This window comes from Paenibacillus sp. TSA_86.1, assembly GCF_052691815.1.
This window is the reverse complement of record NZ_JBQZGE010000012.1, coordinates 116,255-139,830: the sequence shown is the minus strand read 5'-3', so window position 1 is coordinate 139,830 and position 23,576 is coordinate 116,255. Positions and strand designations below refer to the sequence as shown.

The window sequence follows — 23,576 nt, the reverse complement described above, 5'->3', positions numbered from 1 at the left end:
ATGCTAAACATCCGTTCAGCTCATTCTTCAATGCCTCGTTACATCTTAGGAATAACAGCCAGCACCAGGGCCAGAAAGGCTTCACGAACACGCTCTGTTGTTTCCATAACCTCGTCATGGGACAAAGGCTGGTCCAGTATACCGGCTGCCATATTGCTAATACAAGAAATGCCGAGAACTTCAATACCCGCATGACGAGCTACAATAACCTCGGAAACAGTAGACATGCCGACAGCATCTGCACCCAGGGTACGAAGCATTCTGATCTCTGCTGGTGTTTCGTAGTTAGGTCCGAGCAGACCGGCATACACACCCTCTTGCACATTAAAGCCTTGAGTTGCTGCCGTATCCTTGGCAAGGGCACGCAGACGACGGCTGTAGGCTTCGGACAAGTCAGGGAAACGCACACCTAGTGCGGCATCATTTGGTCCAATTAACGGGTTTTTGCCTGTCATATTTAAATGATCCGAGATGAGCATCAAATCGCCCGCTTGATAAGATGTACTTACGCCTCCAGCTGCATTCGTTACCAGCAGGCTGCTTACGCCCAGTTCTTTCATGACACGTACCGGGAATGCAGTCAATTCGGGTCCATATCCCTCGTACATATGAAAGCGGCCTTTCATCATCACAACCGGGCGACCTTGGATGGTACCGATCAGCAATTCCCCTTCATGTCCTTCTACCGTGGACACCGGAAAATGAGGAATATCCTGGTACGCAATGCTCACGCCATCCTCGATTAGTTCGGCAAGAACGCCTAGGCCTGATCCAAGAATCAAACCCACTTCCGGCTTGATGGAGCTTTTACTTTGAATAAAAGATGCCGCTTCTTTGATCATCTGTTGGTTTAGTGCTGTCATACGATGTTGTCCTCCTTGAGTAGTAACGATCCGTTCATGATTCAACAGGGTGCACTGCCTGCGCCTGTGTTCGGCGCAAAAATCAGGTATTCAAACATGCAGCCCGCGTATGTATAACGGCGTTTTTAATATTTTTATTTTGCCCGTGGATGATGGGTCTCATAAATTTCTTTCATCGTCTTGCGCCCATGCTGGCTATACTGCTGCCCCGGGTGTTCGACATGGCCAAGCATGTCCTGTACCGCACGAGTGTCGGCTCCGCTGGCAATCAGGTGGGCTGCAAATGAATGACGCAACGTATGCGGGGTAATTTCTCCCGAAATGCCCGCATCCACGGCGGATTTTTTCAGCAGCTTCCAGAATCCCTGCCGGGTTAAACGTCTGCCTGATACATTCACAAATAGTGCTTGCTCGTCCGCTCCAGCCTTAAGTAATTGATTACGGAACCCGTCCATATATACACTCGCCCAGTGAGCAGCTGGTGCACCAATCGGTAAAATGCGTTCTTTCCCCGCCCCGCCGCAACGAATGAAGCGCAAGGCCGGCTGTACGTCTCGTACATCAAGTGCAATCAGCTCCGACACCCGAATACCCGTAGCGTACAAGAGCTCCAGCATGGCCCGATCTCGAACGCCTTGCGGAGAGCTGACATCAGGAGAGGCAAGCAGCAATTCGATCTCCTCAATCGTAAGAACTTGAGGCGGTGTCTTGTCAGCCTTGGGTGCTTCCACATCAAAAGTAGGGTCCTGTACAATCTCGCCACGCCGCATCAGAAAATGAAAATACGATCGCAAAGACACGATGCTGCGGGCTATCGTTGCATTCGCCCGGCCATCTTGCTTAAGATGACCCACAAATAATACAACATGTGTTCGTCTGACCTCTCCCGCTTCGCGAATACCGTATTCCTTTTTCACAAACTCCACGAACTTGTCCACATCTCGCAGATAGGATTCCAGCGTGCTGCTTGACATTCCCTTATCTTCTTCCAGGTATAAAGCATAGGCGTGTATGGTCTGATTCATGTACAACACTCCTCATCTATCAGCAATGCCAACCGGCAGGCTGCTTCCGTATTTGCACCCCTGGCTGCCGGAGCAACTCTCCGTGCTAGCAGCTATTATTCCCCGTACCAATAAAAGAGGCGAAGCCGCTCAGCCATTGTAGGACGTGCTTCTCCCATACTTGACCAATCCGTTTCCTGAAATACTTTAACCGCATTGCCGGTCGGCATCTGATACTGATCCACGGGCGAGATCCAGCCGTTAAACAGGTCCAGTACATGGTAGAACAGATACACCAGCGCAGCAAAGAATACAATGAATCGTATAAAACGGAGCCCTCTCCGCACAGAGATAATCATTGGAATTGTCCCCTTCCCTATTCAAGCCCAGTATGGTTCTTGAAACAGGGTATGTCCGTGCATCCGAGAATATGCCTTGGCGGGCGAACCTCAAATAGGGTTCGGGACCAAAAAAGCTCCCCCGTCAAAACCGCCGGTGAGAGCTTGAAGATAGGCTATGTTATTCTTCTTCTTTGGGCTTTTGTTCATTTTTAGCTTTGCAACGATAACAAATTCCATGAAAGTCCAGTCGGTGATCTACTACCGAAAAGTTAAATTCCCGCTCCAGTCGTTCTTCAAGCGGTCCAAGCCAGTCTTCACGTATTTCATCCATACTTCCGCATTGCACACAGATTAAGTGATGATGGTGATGCTTGGATGTATCTCCGCGCAGATCATAACGCGCTACACCGTCGCCGAAGTTGATTTTCTCTACAACATGCAGCTCACTCAATAGTTCGAGGGTACGGTACACGGTTGCCAGACCGATTTCGGGAGCCTTTTCTTTAACGAGCATGAAAACATCCTCTGCACTGAGATGATCTTCTTCATTCTCTAAAAGTACTCTTAAGGTGGCTTCCCGCTGGGGCGTTAATTTATAACCCTGGGACTGTAGTTGCTGCTTAATTTTATCAATCCGTGCTTCCATTTTCTCCCTCCCCCTAGGAAATCACTGCACACTGCAACTTAACCCACTCTTTTCATTATAGGGGGAGTTCAATATCAAAGTCAACATTTTAGGACATGCAGTGCAAGCTAGGCAGGAAGCAGCATCGGCGTGACCCAGCGCATCATTGCAGGGGTAACCCAGGTTTCGAACGATGCCACCCCAAGCAGCAGTACCGCCATAACCGCCGTTAAAATAACATAGGAAGCAAACGGCCTTTGGCGGCCTGGTGTACGGTGCATCAAGACACGATTACGAATGATATATAACGAGAACGTCATCGCAGCCACACTGCAGATCAGCAGGATCGGAATGACGAACAGATTATGCGGTGCTACGGATACAAGTGCAAATAGCAGCCCTTTCCACGAATACTGTCCAACAAGGTAACCTACGGTAAAACCGATCAGCACCCCTTTCAGAAAATCCAGAACCAATATCCCCGGTAAACCTACAACGGACAAGCCGAGGATAAAGATCAGCCCGACCCATTTCAGATGAAGCATGGCAATATCCCAATAGGCGGTGTTGTCTGTTCCTTGCGAACTATGCTGCACCGTCATAAAGAAATTCCCCAGATAGGCTTCAAGATCCTGGCGCTGTTCCAGAGACAGCGCATTGACCATCAATGCGCCGAAGATAACACCGACAAGAAACAAGACAGCCACGAATACATATAACGAGGTTTGCCCTTTAAACGTAAAATAGGAAGAACGCATATAGGTACGAGTCCCCTTTCCGGTTATGCTGCTGAAGGAGATACTTCAAACTTTAAACTTGATCATCCTTATAATTCAGCCTATGAACCAGGACTCGTCCGTATGACTTCTTGTCCGAATTGTTAAACCTTGCTCGTCTTACTCGCTTTACTATTTCTGCTCTTTCGCTGCAACCTTGCCGTATGTGCCTCCACCGCCAGAGGCTAACGTCAGTTCACCCTTGCGAGCCGCTACGATTAGTTCGGCGAGTACCGAACCAACCACCTCGGCTAGTTGAGCTTCATCTGTACGGTGCAGCACAGCCATCTCCGTGCCAAAACGATCCAAGAGTTGACGCAGTTTGGCTTTCCCAAGGCCCGGAATGAACTCCAGTGGAACCTGATAATAATAGGGTGGCCGGTCTGCCGGAAGCTCCGGTTGTTCTCGGTCTGCAATAGCCAGAATACGATCCAGCACACCCTGAACCAGTTTCTGGCTGCCACAAAGCGGGCAACGCTCTGCAGAGAGATTCTTTTCACCCATCACACTTCCGCATGCTGCACAATACGTCCGGTGATATTTACCCAGTCTTGGATTCAAGCCATAATTGGCCGCAATACGTCTTCCCTCTTCACCTCGCAAGGCCATACGGAATTCATCAAACGAAGGCGTTGCAATCTGCAACTCATTGTATTCCCGTCCGATTTTACCGAGAGAATGTGCATCAGAGTTCGTCAGAAATGGAACCTGATCCAACTCCCGGATGTAACTTGCCATGGACGAGTCCGAGCTTAGCCCTAGCTCAATCGCATCTACAAGGCCTGTGTCCAGCACATCCCCCATACGCGGCGCTGTGCTGCCGTAAATGCCCTTGTGCGGTGTGAACACATGAGCGGGTATAATCAGCCCGCCGCGTGCCTTGATCTCCGCTTGCATCTCAAGAGCAGGTACGTATACTCGCTGGGAGCTGAGGTTTACATTTTTCATATAACGTGTCATCCAGGTTGTAAAAGACTTCATTGTATCCAGATCCCGGAAGTAGGCCAGCATATGGAACTCACGCATCTCGGGCTCACGCAGCTCAATTTCGGTCCCCAGTAGAATGGTTGTATCCTGATACGCAATACCGCCGCCATCAATCTCAGACATCGTACCGTTGTCCAGCAGCTCCTCAATATCCCTCTGCACAACTGGTGAATGGCAATCGATAACCCCGAGCAGATGAATTCCTTTACGGGTGGATGCCTCACGTGCAATATTTTCAAACGTTAAGTCGCGGCTACCACTGATTTTAACTGCCTCACCACGGGACGTGCGTCCGATGTGGATATGCAGATCCGTATAACACGGTTCCCACAGCGGCGTTCCCTCTTGATTTGACATAATTAAAACCGTCCTGTCGTTTTGTAAATATCCCACGCATATACAGCCATCATCGTTTTGGCATCACTGATCCGATTCTCATCCATCAGCTTGTAGGCTTCCTCCAGCGTAATTTCGGATACTTCAAGAAACTCGTCCTCGTCCAGGGCCATATCTCCAGCTTCCAACTCTTCGGCGATATACAGGTGAATGATCTCATCCGCAAAACCTGGTGAGGTGTAGAAAGACCGCAAATGGCGCAGCGACTTGGCTGTATATCCCGTTTCTTCCTTCAATTCACGGGCGGCTGCAATTTCAGGCTGTTCACCCGGGTCAAGCTTGCCCGCAGGGATTTCTACCTCAGTACGTCCCATCGCCTGACGGTACTGATCAACAACCAACATGCGATCTCCCCTTAATGCCAGCACCGCTACTGCCCCCGGGTGTTTAATGATCTCCCGGCTTGCCGTCTGCCCGTTTGGCAGTTTTACGGTGTCTACCTGAAGCGAGATCACCTTACCTTCAAAAATCGGCTTGGTGGATACGGTCACTTCATCGAGCTTGGGATTCGCCGGTTGCGGCGCATAGATAGATTCAGCAGATGTTCTGGATTTCATGTGTACTTCAGCTCCATTTCATTTGTGATGAGTTCAATTGAACCGAGATGTATAAAAATGTGATTCAGGACATATGGTGAGCCTATAGGAATTTTATCGTGTGTACAAGTCTATTACGTACTGCGAGAAACAAGGGGGACTCACCGGATGAAAAGTTATCTCACACCTCATTCTGCATGTGTGGTCGGACAAGCCAAACAAGTACAGCTGATTCTCAAACAATGGATACGTGAATGGGGACCTGAAACTAAATTAAGCGACATGCTCGCCGGGCGGAAGGGCTAGCCCCACCGTTGTTCAAAAAGTCCGAACCCGGCATGAACCGAATTCGGACTTTCATTTTCTTTTTCAGCTAACGCTTCGTTACATATTCACATGACAAACTTACTTTCCCTTTGCGTTTTCTTGCACAATCGCAATGACAATTTGAGACAACTTCACAATATCCGCTGCTCGAATGCGCTCTTTGGTCGTATGAATGTCCTCATATCCTACAGCCAGGTTAGCCGTTGGAATGCCCAATCCGTTAAAAATATTCGCGTCACTACCGCCGCCAGAAGCAAATGTGCTTGTTTCCAGACCGATACTACGAATGGCTCGCTGCGCAAGCTGCACAACCTCATGATCGTCATGGAAGCCAAAGGCAGGATACTTGATTTCACTGCGGAACTCTGCTGTTGCGCCGAATTTACGACATGTCGTTTCGAGTGCTTCCCGCATTTGGGCAATTTGCTGCTCAATCTTCTCCTGCACAATACTGCGAGCCTCCGCATCAATCTGAACAAAGTCACATACCACGTTCAGCGCTGAACCCCCTTGGAACTTGCCAATGTTCGCTGTCGTTTCGTTATCAATGCGTCCAAGCTTCATGGCTGCAATCGCTTTGGCTGCAACCTGGATCGCACTAATTCCATCTTCCGGATTCACACCGGCATGTGCTGACTTTCCATAGATTTTCATCTGAATCTCAGCTCTTGATGGAGCAGCCACGCAGATCGTACCCACCGCTCCGTTGGAGTCCAGCGCATAGCCAAATGCGGCATCGATATCCTGAGGATTCATCGCACGAGCACCTACAAGACCGGATTCCTCACCAACCGTAATGACGAACTGAATTTTGCCATGCGGAATATTGTTCTCCTGAATGACACGAATGGCTTCAAACAGAGCCGCAATGCCCGCTTTATCGTCCGCACCAAGAATCGTTGTTCCATCACTGCGAATCCAACCGTCCTCGCCCAGCTCCGGTTTGATCCCCTGCCCGGGGGTGACCGTGTCCATATGACACGTAAAGAGCATCGGCTCTACACCTTCCACTCCTGCAGCTTCCAGTGTAACGATCAGATTACCCGCACTATGACCGGTCTCATCCATCGTATCGTCCTCATAGACGTGAAGGCCAAGACTTTCGAATTGTTCTTTTAACACCTTGGATATATTTTGTTCATTTTTTGTCTCACTATCAATCTGTACCAGTTCCATAAACTGCTGAATAACACGCTGCTCATTAATCATTAGACTTTCCTCCCTATCGTAGATACGGTACAATACAGATACTATGGCTTGTTCAAAAGGTCTGAAAGGAGTTCTCTCTTCATGCAAAACAAGAAATGGTTCAAAATTGTGATCTATCTCATGCTGGCCGCCATGATTGGCTCCACCCTTTTCATTGCGCTGGAACCGTTGCTGTTTGGATAGTCACCTGACCTGAAGCCCTTCTAACGCGCTGTTTACAGCCGCTGGAGGGCTTCTTCTTCTGTACTCCAAGTCGTATCATACGGAAATATATGTTGAAAATAAGGCACGATATCCCGCGCTACCTGCTCCACTACGTATGACTTACCTGTGATATCCTCCAAAGAAGTCACACCATACTGTTCAATTCCGCACGGTACAATTCCCTGAAACCCGGCATGCTGAATACCTGATTTAATGTTGAAGGCAAACCCGTGACTCGTCACAAAACCCCGTCGATGCTTGCACCGGTTAAACTTGATGCCGATAGCCGCGATCTTCAGATCACCGATCCATACGCCTGTGTACCCTTCTTTACGACCGGATTCAACACCCTGATCTGCCAGATAATCAATCATCACTTGTTCCAGCTTGCGCAAGTATCCATGCAGATCCAGTTCCTCATCCCGACCAAGTACTAATAAAGGATAACCCACCAATTGACCCGGTCCATGATAAGTAATATCACCGCCTCGGTCAATTTGAAACAAAGAGATCCCCTGTGTTCTCAATTCTTCCTCGCTCCAAAGCAGATGCTCCGGATGATTCTGTGATCCAATCGTATAGGTTGGCGGATGCTGTAAAAGCAACATCTGTTCAGGGCCATCGCCTTCGTCCAGTTGCTGCACAATTGATTTCTGAAGATTCCATGCCGCTTCATAATCCAGCATCGGTATGTATGCCACATTCAGCGGTTTGCCCATGTTCCCCACATCCTTCTGCCCATGGTTTAATATATGAAGATACGTCTGTCTCCAGACAGCCAGAAAAGTGCACGGCCTAAGGCACATACACTTTCCCGTCTTTCTATAATAAACTTAATACACTTTCGTTTCCATGTTGTACCCTTCCAGGTTCTCTTTGACCCGTTGCAAGAACCGGCCGCAGATGACACCATCCAGAATCCGATGATCCAGGGAAAGACACAAGTTAGCCATGGACCGAACAGCGATCATATCATTAATGACCACAGGTTTCTTCACAATAGATTCAAATGTAAGAATGGCTGCCTGTGGGTAGTTAATGATCGGCTGAGACAAGATCGAACCAAATGAACCTGTATTGTTCACGGTAAATGTACCACCCTGCATGTGATCCAGTTTCAGCGTGCCTTCACGTGTTTTGCGAGCCAGATCGTCAATCTCACGAGCCAGACCGGCAATATTGCGCTGATCCGCCTGTTTGATTACCGGTGTAAGCACAGAATCCTCTGTACCAACCGCCATGGACAGGTTAATATCCCGCTTCACGATAATTTTATCAACCGCCCATACCGAGTTCATGATTGGGTAATCTTTAATCGCATTCACGACACCCTTCATCATAAACGAGAGGTAGGTCAGGTTAATGCCTTCTTTCCGTTTGAACTCATCCTTCAGCTTATTGCGCAGCATCACGAGGTTCGTTACATCCACCTCAATCATCGTCCACGCATGAGGGATTTCGGATACACTTTGACGCATATTCCGCGCAATCGCATTACGCACAGGGGTAACATCGATAAAGTATTCCGATCTCCCTTGTCCGCCGCCTTCCACTTCAATCTGTGGAATTTTCGGACTTTCGGTCAGATGGATTCCAGAATGACGCACAGGAACGCCCGCATCAGATGCAGGAAGTGTCTGTCCTGCTACGCCGTTCGTAACTATTGATGACGTAGTTGCACCTGTATCCCTGATTCCACTGAAAGGTGAAGACGATGTTGACTGTAACGACTGATTGGCCGCAGCAGATGTTGGTGCAGACGCCGATGATGCATTTGCCTGACCACCTTGCGCAACATAGGCGAGTACATCTTTACGTGTAATTCGACCGCCAGTACCTGTTCCAGGAACCTGCTGCAGATTCAGTCCATGCTCTGCTGCCAGGGACTGTACTGCAGGAGAATACCGATGACGCATCGGCTGATTCGGATCAAATGCTGCTGCGTTTGATCCTGCAGCTGTTACAGGAGATTGCCCACCCGTACGCTGTGCTTGAGCTTGCTGAACTGGCTCCTCCTGATGTGCAGCAGGTGTAACTTGTTCAGCTGTATCTTCATCCGCAGCAGCAACTTGCATGCGGCAGATGGCTTCACCTACAGCGATCGTTGTTCCTTCTTCCACCAAAAGATCACCCATAATGCCATCCACCGTAGACGGAATCTCGGCATTGACTTTATCTGTGATGACTTCACAGATCGGCTCGTACTGTTCCACACGGTCACCCGGTTTTTTCAACCATTTGCCTATGGTAGCCGAGACCAACGATTCCGCGAGTTGCGGCATAATGACCTCGATCCATTTCATACGTTCAGCCATTGATTTATCACTCCAAACTTTAATCTATCTTTATCTATTAATACTCTGCAAGTTCACGCATGGCTGCTTTGGCTTTATCCTTGCTCAGCATGTAAAATTTCTCCAACGTCGGGCTAATTGGCATTGCCGGTACATCTGGACCACAGAGGCGCTGGATAGGCGCATCCAGATCAAACAGACATTCCTCACTGATAATGGCCGCAACCTCTGCGCCCACACCACCCGTTTTATTATCTTCGTGTACGATCAGCACCTTGCCTGTCAACCGCGCAGAAGCGATGATCGCTTCACGGTCGAGCGGCTGCAATGTACGCAAATCCAGCACATGTGCCGTGATGCCCTCTTCCCGTTCCAACTCTTCAGCGGCTTGCATGACAAAATGCAATGGCTGACTGTATCCGATGACCGTAATATCGGCACCTTCACGAAGCACGTTGGCCTTACCGATCGGAACGATGTAATCATCCTCAGGCACATCTTCCTTGATCAGCTTGTAACATTTTTTATTTTCAAAAAAGAGTACAGGGTCCGGGTCGCGAACAGCCGCTTTAAGTAATCCTTTGGCATCATACGCCGAGTAAGGAGCAATAATTTTGAGTCCCGGTGTACCAAAGAAAATCGATTCCGGACACTGGGAGTGGTAAAGTCCACCGAAGATACCCCCACCGATTGGCGCACGGATAACGATTGGACAGCTCCAATCATTGTTAGAGCGATAGCGGATCTTAGCCGCTTCACTAATAATCTGATTCGTTGCCGGTAACATAAAGTCCGAATATTGCATTTCGGCAATCGGCTTCATGCCGTACATGGCTGCACCGATCGCTACCCCAGCGATTGCAGATTCCGATAAAGGGGTATCCATAACACGCATTTCACCAAATTGATCCTGCAACCCTTTGGTTGTGGTGAACACGCCACCCTTTACACCTACGTCCTCACCAAGAATAAAAACATTCTCGTCCCGCTCCATCTCTTCTTTCATTGCGAGACGGATTGCATCAATATATTCCATCATAGCCATGATTACCGTCCCCCTTCTTCGCTGTCCGCATAAACATGCGTCAGTGTGTCCTCAGGTTTCGGATATGGCGCGTTGTCTGCATATTCAGTTGCTTCCTTCATTTCCAGCGCAAGCTGGGAAGCCAGATCCGCATCCTGGGTTTCATCCCAGATGCCACATTCGATCAAGTAATTTTTCATGCGAAGCACGCCGTCTTTCTTCCAGTTTTCCTCAACTTCTTCCTTGGTCCGATAGGCCAGATCATTATCCGAAGTGGAGTGTGGAGACAGACGATACATCATCGCTTCAATCAGTGTTGGTCCTTCTCCCGCGATGGCACGCTTCCGCGCTTCCTTCACTGCCGCATATACCTCAAGTGCATCATTGCCATCGACACGCAATCCTGGGAAACCATAACCCAGCGCACGATCAGAAATTTTGCCAGCAAGCTGCTTGTGAATAGGAACCGATATTGCATATTGATTGTTCTCACACATGATGATGACTGGCAGCTTTTGCACACCTGCAAAGTTTGCCCCTTCGTGGAAATCCCCCTGGTTGCTCGAACCTTCACCAAAGGTAACAAAAGAAACGAAATCTTTCTTCTGCATTTTAGCAGCAAGAGCGAACCCTACCGCATGAGGAACTTGCGTAGTAACCGGACTGGAGCCTGTAACGATACGCAGCTTCTTATGACCGAAGTGACCTGGCATCTGCCGTCCACCGCTGTTCGGATCTTCCGCCTTTGCAAATGCAGACAGCATCAGCTCACGCGGAGTCATGCCTACGGCCATAACGAAACCGTAATCGCGATAATAAGGTAAGTAATAATCGTGATCTCGATCCAGACCAAAAGCTGCGCCGACTTGAGCAGCCTCCTGACCTACACCGGATACGTGAAAGTTAATTTTGCCAGCTCGCTGCAAGAGCAAGCACCGCTCGTCAAACTTGCGTGCAAGCAGCATGTATTTGTACATATCCAATACTTCTCCATTGCTAAGTCCCAGCTGTTGATGCCGATGAACCGCGTCTGCAGTACCTTGTGAACTCATATGAGGTACCTCCTTTTAATCAAAGCCTTTTGCAAGTCCTACTACCCACTCTTATAACCTGGTACTAAGACTTGGCTTAACCTTATTATAATCCCTTTTGCCCAAAAAAGGAAAGTACCTTTCTCACTCGGCTGTTTGGCTTACATTCCAATTGCTTTTCCGTCCACGGTTAACATCGCTTCGCCCATGATTTCCGACAATGAAGGATGCGGATGAATGGTCTGCCCGACTTCCCATGGCGTTGCATCCAGCATCTGTGCTAATGAAGCCTCCGCAATGAGTTCCGTAACATGGGTGCCAATCATATGTACTCCCAAAATATCATTCGTTTTGGCGTCTGCAATCACCTTCACGAATCCGTCACGACTTCCGTGAATCAAGGACTTGCCGATTGCCTGGAACGGGAACTTGCCGATTTTGACCTCGTGTCCGCGTTCTTTGGCTTCCTTCTCCGTAAAGCCAATGCTAGCCGCTTCCGGGCGTGTATATACGCAACGCGGGATACGATGTGCTTCAACCGGATGCACGCTCTCCCCGGCCAGATGATTCACTGCCAGTATCCCTTCGTGACTTGCGGCATGTGCGAGCTGTAATCCGCCAATGCAGTCGCCAATCGCATAGATATGGCCTTCTCCAGTTTGCAGATGTTTGTTGACCGCAATAAAGCCACGTTCGACTTTGATATCCGTATTCTCAAGTCCGATATTTTCAACGTTAGCCTGACGTCCTATAGACACGAGCATTTTTTCAGCAGTTAGTGTTTCCAGTTTATCTCCCGCGAGCTCTACATTAATGTACACGTTCTGATCTTCGGTGCGATAACTGTCCGTCATCAGCTTGGCGCCAGTAAGGATACGCACGCCCCGTTTGCCAAGCAAACGCTGCATCTCTTTGGCTACATCCTCATCTTCTGCAGGGAGCACATGAGCTGCTGCCTCAACTACCGTCACACTCACGCCAAAATCATTCAGCATGGAGGCCCATTCAAGGCCGATGACTCCACCACCCACAATGAGGATTGAAGCAGGCAGCTCGTCCATGCGCAACGCTTCATCACTACTCATGATAGTTCTTCCATCGGGTTCAAGACCCGGCAGTACACGTGGACGAGAGCCGGTGGCAATAATCAGGTTGGTTGGAACAACCGTGTCCATCTCACCATCCTCGAACTCTACCGCTACTGCTCCACTCTGCGGGGAGAAGATGGAAGGCCCGATCACGCGCCCTTTAGCGTGTATAACCTCAATTTTATTTTTTTTCATCAAATATTGAACGCCCTGATGAAGTTGCTCCACAATCGCATCTTTACGTGCCTGAACTTTCGGGAACACCAAGGTTGCTCCATTCGTCTCAATGCCATAGCTCTCACTGTCCTGAATTTCGGCGTACATCTCGGCACTCTTCAGCAATGCTTTGCTCGGGATACAGCCACGATGCAGGCATGTTCCACCAAGCTTGTCCTTTTCAATAATAACGACTTTTTTGCCTAACTGAGCGGCACGTATTGCAGCAACGTATCCTCCCGTCCCTCCGCCTAGTACGGCTACATCACATGGTATTGGCATCTCTATGTTCTCCTCTATATGCTCATTTTTTTGAATATAAATAATAATAAAATGACCGGTGGTACCTTAACACTTTTCATACCCTCTATGTATCATTGTACTCTCCTTGCGCAGTCAACTCAAAGTTTGACCATTCTCGCATGGACAAGTCGATACATTCCAAGCTATGATATAAGCAGGGATTCCCTGTAAGCGCAACCTTTATTTTATGTCTACTCTGGCAGAAAGGGTATAATGCTCATGAATACAAAAATAGTCTTTGCGCGATTCCTCGCGATAATTGTACTCGTCATCCCCGGATTAATGGCCATGAAGGGTTTTCTGATGATGAAGGATGCCCTGTTTCTATATTACGCTGAGCACGGTAACGACTTGGTTGCTCCCGGCTTCCAGTGGCTTTCCTTCTTGGGCGGGCTTGTGCTTTTTGCGGCAGGCATGAGTTTTCTGGGCGGCTGGATTCTGTTTCGTGACCGCAAACGTAATTATGTAGGACCCCGTTTCCGCTCGAAAAAACAACCTGAACAGATCGAAACACCCGGAAGCAGTTCATGATTCCGGGCTTTTTATTTTTTCCATAGTATGGTCCTTTGAAGACAGAAGAAGACGCGGAGTCATTTCCGCATCATTGGCAAATTTCATTCATATAAAGCATCCCGCAGTTTAGTGGACATACGAGATTCTTTTGAAGAGGATTTCAAGATCGTTCTGCGCAGCGTGAGATTGCTCGCCTGCAGCCGTTCAGCCTCTGTCATCAGCTCCATAAATAAAGCCTGTGCAGCCTCATCCAGCTTGCCCTCTTTGTTCAGGTCTTCATAACGCTGCTTCAGTGAGGATAATGCTTCGTTCATTCGTAACACCTCTTTTCAGATAACTCCATGGACTCCAACTTTCGGAACCTGCATCGTAACAATCCATATAGTAACACAAACTGCTTCATATTAGTTCTGGCTCTTTCCAAAGAAGATGTGGTAATCTGTAATGGTCGCTTTTTTTGAATTCCGTATGCGAGAGGGGTAGCAGCACCGTGCAAACTGGACGTATTACCGTAATTACTGGACCCATGTTCAGTGAAAAATCCGGTGAACTTATTCGCCGTTGTCAAAAACTTATTCAATTTGGCCGTAAAAAGGTCGTTGCCTACAAACCAGCCGAAGATGATCGTTTCGCTCAGGACGAGATTGTAAGCCGAATCGGCTACAGACTACCCGCCCATTCCATTCCTCGGCAATTAACGCCGGAATCCGTGCAGACCATTCTGAACCAGACCATAGATGCCGATGTTGTTGCCTTTGATGAAGTCCAATTTTTCAGCAGTGCAATCATGGAACTTGTCTCCGAACTGGCCTACTGTGGCAAACATGTGATTGTAGATGGACTGAACATGGATTATCGCGGAAAAGAATTCGGGTATATCGGCGGCCTGCTCGCCATGGCCGATGATATCGAGAAGCTATCTGCGTTCTGCGCAGTCTGCGGCAGCCCGGATGCTGCTTTCACACAGCGGATTGTCAACGGAGAGCCCGTTACTTTAGGTCCAGTTGTCATGATTGGTGATTCGGAGGCTTACGAGCCCCGCTGTCGATGCTGCTTCATTCCTCCTCACAAAGTGGAATGCCCGTCGTAATGCATTACTAGCTCCAGAGCAAAGCCCACATTGGGCTTTTTTTATTGCAATAATATCATCAACATTTCCATAACTTCCACTGCGATTCAAGAAGCAGGCACAAAAAAGCACCGCTGTATGCGATGCTCTCCATATCCTTTCCCGCTAGTCACGAGAAACAAAATATTTGTTGGTCATGTAATATGCGTCGCCACGAGACGTTTCAACCATTCCTTTTTTGGCATCCAGGAACACGATCTCTTTACATTTCGTGCAGTACCATTTCGTACGCTTATAAGGAGATTCTGTGACGTAGGCCGTGCCGCATTTACAATCAATTTTCATCAATAGCTCGGTGGATTTATAAGCACTGGACAGACGTTCCAGGTTATCCTGCTGCTGTGTAGGCATAATCGTTTGCTGATAATCGGATAAATGGTTTTGAACCTTAAAGTCTGCAACCAAGCTTGCATTTAATCCAAAAAACTCTTTGCCGATCTCTGTTACGAAGCGTCTCTCATTTCTATAACAATCGAGCCATTCAACAATCTGCTTATTAGACAGTGGAACCGTACCCTTGATACCGCTGTTTAAGGTGTAGGTCATGATGTATAAAGTATCGTCTTGTCTTCCTGAGTACATTAGAATCCTCCTTCGAATACATTTGCTAATGTACTACAAAAACGCGCATAAATCAAAGTAATGTTGTTTCCTGAGCGCATTTCTTCTTATTAAATGGGAAACATGCCTCTCTCGTCCGCTAAAGACTTACAAGAACTGCATACACCTGTAACAGTTCCCTGAGGAGCTGCATAATAAATAACCCTTTTCACATCTTTCCTGCAAATGGAACAGTAGTTCCTCCTTTCCTTTTTTGGGGTGTAGTCCGATAGCTTCACTACGTTTTGCTGCCGCCGAAACCTTCGTAAGAAGCCCAGCCACTTCATGTTCGCTTCACTCTTTCTTGTTCGCCTACCTTGTAGTCGTTTTTTTCTTCACCTGGAAAATGAAGTAATCTATTATGTATACGATTCCAAGTTGTGCGTGCCCATCTCATATTTTATTCGACGTTTTAAGTGTTTTTCCTGTTTTAATCTCAGTACATATTAAAAAAAACCGGCCAAATCTGTCCTCTAATGCTCGAGAAACAGCTGCCCAGCCGGTCTTTTATGATTCATTTATAAAATGTGCCCAGTACTTCCAGATCGGATGAACGCTCGATCCGAAATGGGTAGATGAATCCCTGCTTCAGTTTAGTAAACCTTCGCCCCCACAGATCCAGTCCAGATGTAAACTTATAGGCCTGGTATATAAATTTGGAGCAATAATTTCGCTCGATACTTAGAAGGTTTGTTTGCAAACGATAAAACTTCACCTGCTCATAATGCTCCTGAACCCATTCCGCTGCGCGAGTTCCAACCTGATGAAGCTTGGAGCGAAACACGATGAACCGATCTCCTTCATAAAAACGGGTAAGATACCAGTCGAGTGTATCGGCAAAAACCGGTCCGTAAGGATGCACATGATACACCTTCCCATCCAACCCGATAATGCCCATATGTCCAGCATAGTAGGTTGACTCCGAGCTTGGCGTATAGACAATGTCGCCTGGCTCAAGTTTCATTGACGTCAATACGCTGAGAGGCATGTCTTGCTGCAATCTTTTCACGGCTGAACGTTTACGGCGCCCCTCTACCAATAAACGATGAAGTACTCCGGCTGTGGCAAGATATATTTCAGACCATTTGATCCGTTTCCTATTCGCGCGATAAAGCAAGCGCTGAATGAACGTAGCATTTTTTTGCCCAGGTGTTGAACCTTTTTTCATATGCTGCACTCCACTCTTGTCGAATTGTAATCTGGTTGCAGAGTCTTTGGATCTGTTTATTCAAGCTGTGAAAGCTGTCATTAGTCGCGTTAGTCTGTTATAGATTTTGATTATAATCGGTTTGAGGCTGCTCTTCAAATCAAGACTATTCTATCTTGTGCAATCCTCCCTCTTCATACCCGCTTGATACAAAAAAAATAACCCCGGAATATTCCCGAAGTTATCCTAAAACCTGCAATATAATTATTCCACAACACCAAGTGCTTTATTTTTGTCTTTGAAACGACTGTTATGAGAAGAGACATAGGCTACTTTCTCGGCTTCCGGGTCCATATACAGCTTTGCACTGTTAACGGCCAGAGCAGCATCCGTAAATGTGCCGGCGATTAAATACAGCTTGCTTCCATAATCTACAAAATCACCTGCAGCAAAAATGCCGGGAATATTCGTCTGCAGCCTTTCGGTTGTGCTGACATGCCATTCTCCTAAATTTAATCCCCAATCACGAATAGGACCAAAATCACTCTTCATCCCATGATTGACGATCACTGCGTCCACTTCAAGCATCTCGGTCTCTTCCGTTTCCATATGTGTAATGGTAACCTGTTCGATCATATCACCGCTCAAGCTATGCAGCTTCTCAATAGCGTATGGTGTCCGCACGTCAACTGAGGATTCTTTCATACGCGACACGTTCCGTTCCAGTCCTCCGAAGTGATCACGTCGATGTACGACCGTTACCTGCTGAGCCAAACTCTCTAGCTCATTCGCCCAATCCACAGCGGAGTCTCCCCCACCCGAGATTAACACTCGTTTACCGCGGAAAGGCTCGAGCTCTTGCACCGTATAATGTAGATTGGATACTTCATAGCGGTCTGCCCCTTCAAGCTCCAGTTTCGCCATTTTGTATATCCCGTATCCTATTGCCAAAATGACAGTGCGTGTCCAGTGTTGCTCCCCTGTAGCAGAAGTAAGTAGGATGGTACCATCCGGCCTACGTTCGAAACCTTCGATCTGTTGTTCAAATACGAGTGTGGGTTCAAATGTGCGCGCTTGCTGTTCAAGCTGTTTAACCAAGTCTTCACACAAGATCGGAGTCACACCGCCAACATCCCAAATCATCTTTTCCGGATAAAAGAGCATCCGTCCTCCCAGTCTGTCGCGCGCCTCAATCAATTTGGTCTTCATATCACGCATACCGCTATAAAAAGCAGAGTACATGCCCGCCGGGCCGCCTCCGATAATCGTTACATCATAAAGTTCCATTTCTTGATTCATCTTGATAGGACCTCCATCCATTCGACCCCTAACGTCGATTACATGATATTGATTCTCATTATCGTTTAAGTCTAATGGAAATGGGTTCAAATTACAATGGTTATATTATTTTCGCCTCCTATATAACCTTCAGTGCTTGATTTCCTCTATAATTAGCGTGCTCTGGGAGCCGCCAACAGTTTATCTACAACAAAATCGAGTTGTTTATTGATAGAATAGATGTCTGAATAATAAAAGAAATCAAAATCAATTTCGATCAGACGGCCTTCTTTTACTGCTGGAATACTGCTCCATATAGGGTTATTCGTTAGATTATCTGCCCCTTCATACACAGAGCGAAACACATAGTCACCTATGTATTCTGGAAGAACTTCCATCGAGATCGAAGAGCCTGCGGCGTCCGAAACAACATCAATTTTGTTTTGCACTACTTTAGGAGCTTTCATTTCCAGATATTCATAGACCGCCTGAGAACCACGGCCAAATTGCTTGCTCTCCACAACGACCATCCCTTTCAGACCACCTTCAATAATGGAGATGGTTTTATCCAATATACCTGCGTCTGCAAGTGTTTTTTTACTCTCTTCCACTTTGCTGTTAAGGTTGTTAATCAAGACTTCAGCTTCCTTCTCTTTGCCAAAAATGCTGGCTATGCTGTGAAGTCGTTCTTCTGTTGTCATTTTCTCATAGGGAATATACACCGTAGGTGCGATATTTTTCAACGTGTCATATGTCTCTTCTGAAGGAACAATGATGAGATCGGGATTAAGATCAATCACCGCTTCAGGATTCGGTTCGAACCAGGTACCCAATGAATTTACACCTTCAAGCTCACTCTTGTAAGCAGCCCCATCGTATACATCTGAAGTAGCGATTGGCTTAACTCCAAGCGCAACCACATCACCCTGGAGATACAACACAACAACCCGTTTGGGATTTGCTGGAACAACAACATCTCCTTTAACCGTCGAGATGGTGCGTGTTTCATTGTCTTTGTTCGTCTGGCTTCCTGTGTCTGATGACACTGCCGTACTGCTGTTATTGGAACTGGCACCCGTTCCTTCGCCAGCTGCTGGTGTTGTTGCTGTACCTGAGGAGCAGGCTGCGAGGAGCATCGTGATGCTCAATAATGCAATCATAATCATACTTGAACTTGTTTTTCTTCTTTTCATTGGTGTAGACCCTCCGTCTATATATTGATAATGATTATCATAATCAATATATCCTGACTTCAATGCCCAGCCAATGGACGATTCGGATACTCGCAATGGACGATCTTCTGTTCGGCCCAATTCTCTCATTTTTTTTTGATACAGGCTTGGAGACATACCCACATGTTTCTTGAAGATCCGGCTAAAGTAATATACATCCGTATAACCAACCTCTGCTGCGATTGCACCAAGCTTTGCGTCAGAACGCACCAATAAATCCTGAGCCTTGCCAATACGCGTCTGGATTAAGTAATCGATGGGACTGTAACCCGTCTTTCGTTTGAATTTCATAGATAGATGCCGGGAGCTATAATTTAATTGTTCTGCTAAAAAATCAAGGGTTACCGGTTCTCTATAATGCTTCTGTATGTAACCAAGAGTCTGTTTGACCGGATCAACGATTTCAGTTGCAACATCCTGCGCAGCCAGCTGAGCCATCAGTTCATGAATGAATTGATAAAACAGACTTTTCGTATGAAGCAGATCTAAATTTCCTGACTGCGTCCATGCTTTCTCCATCTCACTAAGGTAACGTAACAATTCCAGAGGACTACTTGGTGTAAACCCATATTGCAAAGAAATTGGTGTACTTTGAGGCTGTTCCCGCAACCATCTTTTACGATAATTAGGAAAAGCTCGAAAGGCTCGGTAATATAACATGATATATTCGAAATCTTCATGGGTTTGTATATTCAGTAACGATCCTTTGGCCCCGTGAAGCATATAAAATGCTTCAGATCTGTATGTTTGTCCCTCCAATTGAAGATCGGCCGATCCTCGAACTGTGTATATAAAACCAGTAGCAGGTAGTCTATACGATTCCTGTTGTATTCCTGCCTTCATGACGATACGGCGTAGATCCAGTACCTTCACGGCCGCATAATTCCAATATTGCATCTGTTCGATTAAATTCATCATCTCTCTCCAATCCCCACTTCTACTGAACCGAAACCCGCCAAAAATTAGTAATGTTTCTACTTCTAAACGCATACAGCGCCGGCCCGTCTATGTCATAGATCGATTTTGGCTAAAACTTTTTACAATCATTGATAACCATTATCAATTATCTTGCTAAAGTTCGCAATACTATGCGTAAAGAAATGCACTTTTATGAGTGTGTGGAACCTTCATTTATCTTTCTTACCATCCGATATATGTATAAATGACCACGGCCATACTTAATAAAAGGGAGATGGGCACATGAATTCGATATCACCTGCAACTCAAAACAGCTTCTTCACCCCTTCTAACTCAACCTCCAACAGAGATAAAGAAATTCAAGGGTTGATGCAGCAGAAAGTAAAATTCAATGAACAAATTCAAGTGGTTAGATCCAATGATGAAATGGATATCAAAACGAAGGCGGAACGCATCAAATCGTTAACCGGTTCTATTGCGCAGATTGATAGCCGTATTGCTCAGATCAAAGCGGAAGAGATGGAAGAGAAACATAAATCACCACAGACGGATCAAACGAAGCAGAAACAGCTCAAATCAGAAGAGGATCGGCAGACCCCCTCGCTGGATCATCTTATCAAGCATAGTCGGACTTATGATCAGATGGGAAAGCTAGTTGGTTTGAGGGACAGAATGCAAAGTTCTACTCATACCATTGAAGGAAGAACTCGCATGGATCGGATTGTACTGGAGAACGACACAAGCAAAGATCTTGGCAAAACACATATGCTGGAGAACGCAGAACTCACCGTTTTTCAGAAAAGAAGAGAAGCTGTGCAAGATATAGAGTCCCAAATGAGCAAAGTGAATCATAACATCGAAGAGATGGCAGCAGAAATTCATGAACTTTAGGAAAGCTTCCCTCATCTGTAGCTTCACCCAAAGAAGTCTCGGAGGAGATTGAACGTGGAAAATCGAAAGCATCTGAGCCGAAAGAGAGTACGGCGAATGACGAAAAATCAGATCAGGGACGCCTAAGCAGCTCTGTACCAGACAAAACAAGCGCACCTGCCGCTTCAGCTTATTCATCTGTAGACATTCGAATCTAAGGAAATACATAATGAAGCAAGTTTCGTGTCACCAAACTATCCTGAGTGTGCTTAACATATCGTTCGTCATTTGTTGGGTTTTGATCCAGGTAACCGCTTTTTTGAGACGTTTTCTCCGAACCGCAGCGGTTTTTTGATTATTAATTATTTACAAAAATCGGCTTGTTTTACTTCGATGTTTCAGCTTTAACAAGGTCACTTCTCCGTTAAACGAACACATAAGTTTATGTAATATCTAATTTTGATTGCAGTTAACTTCGTACAGCTTCCCCTTTCATGTCATTGGCACAAATAATGCTGCCGTTAATGGATTTGCAGCTTTTTTTCACACGAGTTGCCTCATCAATAATTTGATTAATATTTTCATATCTTTGATAGAGATTGGTCACTACTGCAATGGATACAGACACTAAAGGAATAGGTCGATTCAATCCCGAGCGGCCCTCGCCCATCACATATTGATTGCTCCAATCTTGTTCGTTGTAGAAACCTCTCTTCAATTCTTCGAACTGGGAAATGACTTCTTCACAGACCTGTTTATACTGATGATTGTTCAGGATAGCGATAAAATCGTCTCCGCCGATATGGCCTAAAAACGCCTCTGCTACTCCAAAATGCTCACGGAGTAAGGCGGCGGTTGCTTGTATCAGCTCGTCCCCCAGTTTAAAGCCATAACTGTCGTTATACGATTTGAACTGATCCAGATCAATGTATAGAACACTGAACTGATCCTGTTTCAATACCTGAACTAATCGGTCGTCTATAATTCGATTGCCGGGAAGCCCTGTTAACGGGTTCATGAAAATAGCCATTTCAGCTCGAACATCCGCAACCGCCAGCAATAAACGCCGAATGCTTACCGCTCCATGGAATCGATCTCCAGATGTTACTAGAACCAGATCATACAGATCGGATTCTTCACGCTCCATCGCTGCAACACTGACTTCTGTAATCTGTTCCGAGTAGTCCACGACCAGTGCATTCACGTTCATCAACAGTTTCACAGGACGCCCCATGTACAGATTATATCCATATTGTGTGCCGATCTGTTGAAAAAATCGCGTTCGCATCATTAACGAAATGCCCTTTTTGCCTGTAACCGCTACACCTTCCAGATTCGGATTTGATTTAAACAGTTGATATAAGGCATCACACTTGGTTTCAGGCAGCACGACTGGAATCGGTTCAGCTATTTCACCTATTTGAGTAAACACATCCATCAACTCCTCGCCATATCATCAACCATGTCACTTTTGATCTATCAGTGGTCACATCGTACCACTTTTTACCTAAAAAAGCGTTAACTTCAGGTAAATTTTTCGAAAAAAACACCAATTCCTTGCTTGATTCTATATATTTTTAGGTATAAAGTCACATTTAAGCTTTTTTGTGTAGTGCACTTTACTGACATATCAATAGGGTATACTTTTGGGTCAAAATAAAACACACCCCTCCACTATTCGCCCGTGAGCGAGTTATCGGAGAGGTGCTGCTCATTTTATTCCGGATCCTTTCAGCTAACCTTATGCTCAATTCTCAGCTTGTCAGCGACCATCGCGATGAACTCGCTATTCGTTGGTTTCGACTTGCTGATGTTGATCGTATAACCGAACAGGTGGCTGATGCTGTCGATGTTACCGCGCGTCCACGCCACTTCAATGGCGTGACGGATCGCACGTTCGACGCGGGACGGCGTGGTTTTGAATTTTTCGGCAATGGCCGGATAGAGCGTTTTCGTGATCGCTCCCAAAATTTCGATATTGTTGTACACCATCGTAATGGCTTCGCGCAAATACTGATATCCTTTAATATGCGCAGGAACTCCGATTTCATGTATGATTGACGTGATGCTTGCATCCAAATTTTTGTGTTTGCCCATGGGTACAACATTGGACTTGTTCATAAACATAGAGGAAGATGAGCTGCTTGTTGACATGGTTGTTTGCGTTCCAACAAGCTGACGTACCCGATTCGCCAATACTTCCATGTCAAACGGCTTGAGAATGTAATAAGAAGCCCCGAGTTGCACGGCACGCTGTGTGATGTTCTCTTGGCCGAATGCAGTAAGCATTATTACTTTAGGCTGCGGGGACAGATTCAGACCGCGCAGACGCTCCAGCACACCGAGTCCATCCAGATGAGGCATGATAATATCCAGAATCAACACATCCGGTACATCCCGAGTTTGTTCCAGCAATTGCAGTACTTCTTCACCATTGTATGCAATACCGGTTACTTCCATATCTTCCTGCTCGGATATATATTCGGCAAGCAAATTCGTAAATTCACGGTTATCATCGGCCAGCAATACCTCAATTTTTTGCAAAACGGTATCCTCCTTTTAATTAAAACCTTTTCTTTTACAATTTCGTACATTTCCTTACACGTTAAATTTTCGACACGCCAAGTGAAATTCCTTCTGTCGAAAATTATTTTTCTTTATTTTT

At 46.5% G+C, this 23,576-nt stretch carries 25 protein-coding genes; 5 read left to right on the top strand and 20 right to left on the bottom strand.

All coding sequences use genetic code 11. From position 1 onward, the window contains the following. Positions 1-38: 38 nt before the first annotated feature. The 7 genes from ACUTVW_RS20430 to ACUTVW_RS20400 form a co-directional block, all read right to left on the bottom strand. Positions 39-863 carry a purine-nucleoside phosphorylase gene (locus tag ACUTVW_RS20430; RefSeq protein WP_445647464.1) on the bottom strand — a complete coding sequence of 275 codons (825 nt, stop codon included), beginning with the start codon at positions 861-863 and terminating at the stop codon, positions 39-41. Positions 864-997: 134 nt separating this feature from the next. Next, positions 998-1,888, bottom strand: coding sequence for a tyrosine recombinase (locus ACUTVW_RS20425; RefSeq protein ID WP_445647463.1), 891 nt, complete (start codon positions 1,886-1,888; stop codon positions 998-1,000). 95 nt (positions 1,889-1,983) lie between these two features. Continuing rightward, a complete protein-coding gene (locus ACUTVW_RS20420; RefSeq protein ID WP_445647462.1) occupies positions 1,984-2,226 on the bottom strand; it encodes a DUF4227 family protein in 243 nt (80 codons plus the stop codon). Between the two features lie 160 nt (positions 2,227-2,386). Beyond that, complete coding sequence (gene fur, locus ACUTVW_RS20415; protein WP_445647461.1) at positions 2,387-2,854, bottom strand: ferric iron uptake transcriptional regulator; 468 nt, start codon at positions 2,852-2,854, stop codon at positions 2,387-2,389. Between the two features lie 107 nt (positions 2,855-2,961). Continuing rightward, positions 2,962-3,591 carry a stage II sporulation protein M gene (spoIIM, locus tag ACUTVW_RS20410; protein ID WP_445647460.1) on the bottom strand — a complete coding sequence of 210 codons (630 nt, stop codon included), beginning with the start codon at positions 3,589-3,591 and terminating at the stop codon, positions 2,962-2,964. 150 nt (positions 3,592-3,741) lie between these two features. Beyond that, a complete protein-coding gene (locus ACUTVW_RS20405) occupies positions 3,742-4,953 on the bottom strand; it encodes an endonuclease Q family protein (RefSeq protein ID WP_445647459.1) in 1,212 nt (403 codons plus the stop codon). A gap of 2 nt (positions 4,954-4,955) precedes the next feature. Beyond that, a complete protein-coding gene (locus tag ACUTVW_RS20400) occupies positions 4,956-5,549 on the bottom strand; it encodes an NUDIX hydrolase (RefSeq protein WP_434750490.1) in 594 nt (197 codons plus the stop codon). 147 nt (positions 5,550-5,696) lie between these two features. Between ACUTVW_RS20400 and ACUTVW_RS20395 the strand changes: the two genes are divergently transcribed. Further along, positions 5,697-5,834: a Z-ring formation inhibitor MciZ gene (locus ACUTVW_RS20395; protein WP_445647458.1), complete on the top strand. Its 138-nt coding sequence runs from the start codon at positions 5,697-5,699 to the stop codon at positions 5,832-5,834. A gap of 99 nt (positions 5,835-5,933) precedes the next feature. Here ACUTVW_RS20395 and ACUTVW_RS20390 read toward each other — a convergent pair whose 3' ends face one another. Beyond that, the gene (locus ACUTVW_RS20390; RefSeq protein WP_445647457.1) at positions 5,934-7,064 is read right to left on the bottom strand and encodes a M20/M25/M40 family metallo-hydrolase; all 1,131 of its coding nucleotides are present in this window, start codon (positions 7,062-7,064) and stop codon (positions 5,934-5,936) included. A gap of 81 nt (positions 7,065-7,145) precedes the next feature. Here ACUTVW_RS20390 and prli42 point away from each other — a divergent pair, with 81 nt between their 5' ends. Further along, positions 7,146-7,247: a stressosome-associated protein Prli42 gene (gene prli42, locus ACUTVW_RS20385; RefSeq protein ID WP_188591092.1), complete on the top strand. Its 102-nt coding sequence runs from the start codon at positions 7,146-7,148 to the stop codon at positions 7,245-7,247. Between the two features lie 32 nt (positions 7,248-7,279). Here prli42 and lipB read toward each other — a convergent pair whose 3' ends face one another. The 5 genes from lipB to lpdA form a co-directional block, all read right to left on the bottom strand. Then, complete coding sequence (gene lipB, locus ACUTVW_RS20380; RefSeq protein ID WP_445647456.1) at positions 7,280-7,987, bottom strand: lipoyl(octanoyl) transferase LipB; 708 nt, start codon at positions 7,985-7,987, stop codon at positions 7,280-7,282. A gap of 114 nt (positions 7,988-8,101) precedes the next feature. After that, positions 8,102-9,583: a dihydrolipoamide acetyltransferase family protein gene (locus ACUTVW_RS20375; protein WP_445647455.1), complete on the bottom strand. Its 1,482-nt coding sequence runs from the start codon at positions 9,581-9,583 to the stop codon at positions 8,102-8,104. Positions 9,584-9,620: 37 nt separating this feature from the next. Then, a complete protein-coding gene (locus ACUTVW_RS20370) occupies positions 9,621-10,607 on the bottom strand; it encodes an alpha-ketoacid dehydrogenase subunit beta (RefSeq protein WP_445647454.1) in 987 nt (328 codons plus the stop codon). 2 nt (positions 10,608-10,609) lie between these two features. Further along, the gene (locus tag ACUTVW_RS20365; RefSeq protein WP_445647453.1) at positions 10,610-11,638 is read right to left on the bottom strand and encodes a thiamine pyrophosphate-dependent dehydrogenase E1 component subunit alpha; all 1,029 of its coding nucleotides are present in this window, start codon (positions 11,636-11,638) and stop codon (positions 10,610-10,612) included. A gap of 140 nt (positions 11,639-11,778) precedes the next feature. Next, on the bottom strand, positions 11,779-13,203 hold the full coding sequence (lpdA, locus tag ACUTVW_RS20360) for a dihydrolipoyl dehydrogenase (RefSeq protein ID WP_445647452.1): 1,425 nt from the start codon (positions 13,201-13,203) through the stop codon (positions 11,779-11,781). 234 nt (positions 13,204-13,437) lie between these two features. On the opposite strand from lpdA, the gene ACUTVW_RS20355 reads away from it, so the two are divergent. Next, complete coding sequence (locus ACUTVW_RS20355; protein WP_445647451.1) at positions 13,438-13,755, top strand: DUF2627 domain-containing protein; 318 nt, start codon at positions 13,438-13,440, stop codon at positions 13,753-13,755. Between the two features lie 83 nt (positions 13,756-13,838). On the opposite strand, the gene ACUTVW_RS20350 is transcribed toward ACUTVW_RS20355, so the two are convergent. Beyond that, positions 13,839-14,051 (bottom strand): hypothetical protein, encoded by a 213-nt coding sequence (locus tag ACUTVW_RS20350; RefSeq protein ID WP_445647450.1) that lies wholly within the window; start codon positions 14,049-14,051, stop codon positions 13,839-13,841. Positions 14,052-14,227: 176 nt separating this feature from the next. On the opposite strand from ACUTVW_RS20350, the gene ACUTVW_RS20345 reads away from it, so the two are divergent. Next, a complete protein-coding gene (locus tag ACUTVW_RS20345) occupies positions 14,228-14,827 on the top strand; it encodes a thymidine kinase (RefSeq protein WP_445647449.1) in 600 nt (199 codons plus the stop codon). A gap of 144 nt (positions 14,828-14,971) precedes the next feature. Here ACUTVW_RS20345 and ACUTVW_RS20340 read toward each other — a convergent pair whose 3' ends face one another. From ACUTVW_RS20340 to ACUTVW_RS20325, 4 genes are all read right to left on the bottom strand, one after another. Then, positions 14,972-15,448 carry a hypothetical protein gene (locus ACUTVW_RS20340; protein WP_434750478.1) on the bottom strand — a complete coding sequence of 159 codons (477 nt, stop codon included), beginning with the start codon at positions 15,446-15,448 and terminating at the stop codon, positions 14,972-14,974. A gap of 532 nt (positions 15,449-15,980) precedes the next feature. Continuing rightward, a complete protein-coding gene (locus ACUTVW_RS20335) occupies positions 15,981-16,634 on the bottom strand; it encodes a hypothetical protein (protein WP_445647448.1) in 654 nt (217 codons plus the stop codon). Between the two features lie 243 nt (positions 16,635-16,877). Then, the gene (locus tag ACUTVW_RS20330) at positions 16,878-17,912 is read right to left on the bottom strand and encodes an NAD(P)/FAD-dependent oxidoreductase (RefSeq protein WP_445647447.1); all 1,035 of its coding nucleotides are present in this window, start codon (positions 17,910-17,912) and stop codon (positions 16,878-16,880) included. A 152-nt stretch (positions 17,913-18,064) separates the two neighbouring features. Beyond that, the gene (locus tag ACUTVW_RS20325) at positions 18,065-20,041 is read right to left on the bottom strand and encodes an AraC family transcriptional regulator (protein ID WP_445647446.1); all 1,977 of its coding nucleotides are present in this window, start codon (positions 20,039-20,041) and stop codon (positions 18,065-18,067) included. Between the two features lie 282 nt (positions 20,042-20,323). Between ACUTVW_RS20325 and ACUTVW_RS20320 the strand changes: the two genes are divergently transcribed. Then, positions 20,324-20,932: a hypothetical protein gene (locus ACUTVW_RS20320; RefSeq protein ID WP_445647445.1), complete on the top strand. Its 609-nt coding sequence runs from the start codon at positions 20,324-20,326 to the stop codon at positions 20,930-20,932. Between the two features lie 448 nt (positions 20,933-21,380). Here ACUTVW_RS20320 and ACUTVW_RS20315 read toward each other — a convergent pair whose 3' ends face one another. Beyond that, positions 21,381-22,349 carry a GGDEF domain-containing protein gene (locus ACUTVW_RS20315; protein WP_445647444.1) on the bottom strand — a complete coding sequence of 323 codons (969 nt, stop codon included), beginning with the start codon at positions 22,347-22,349 and terminating at the stop codon, positions 21,381-21,383. 293 nt (positions 22,350-22,642) lie between these two features. Beyond that, entirely contained in the window at positions 22,643-23,455 is an 813-nt protein-coding gene (spo0A, locus tag ACUTVW_RS20310; protein WP_434750472.1) for a sporulation transcription factor Spo0A, read from the bottom strand. Between the last annotated feature and the right edge of the window lie 121 nt (positions 23,456-23,576).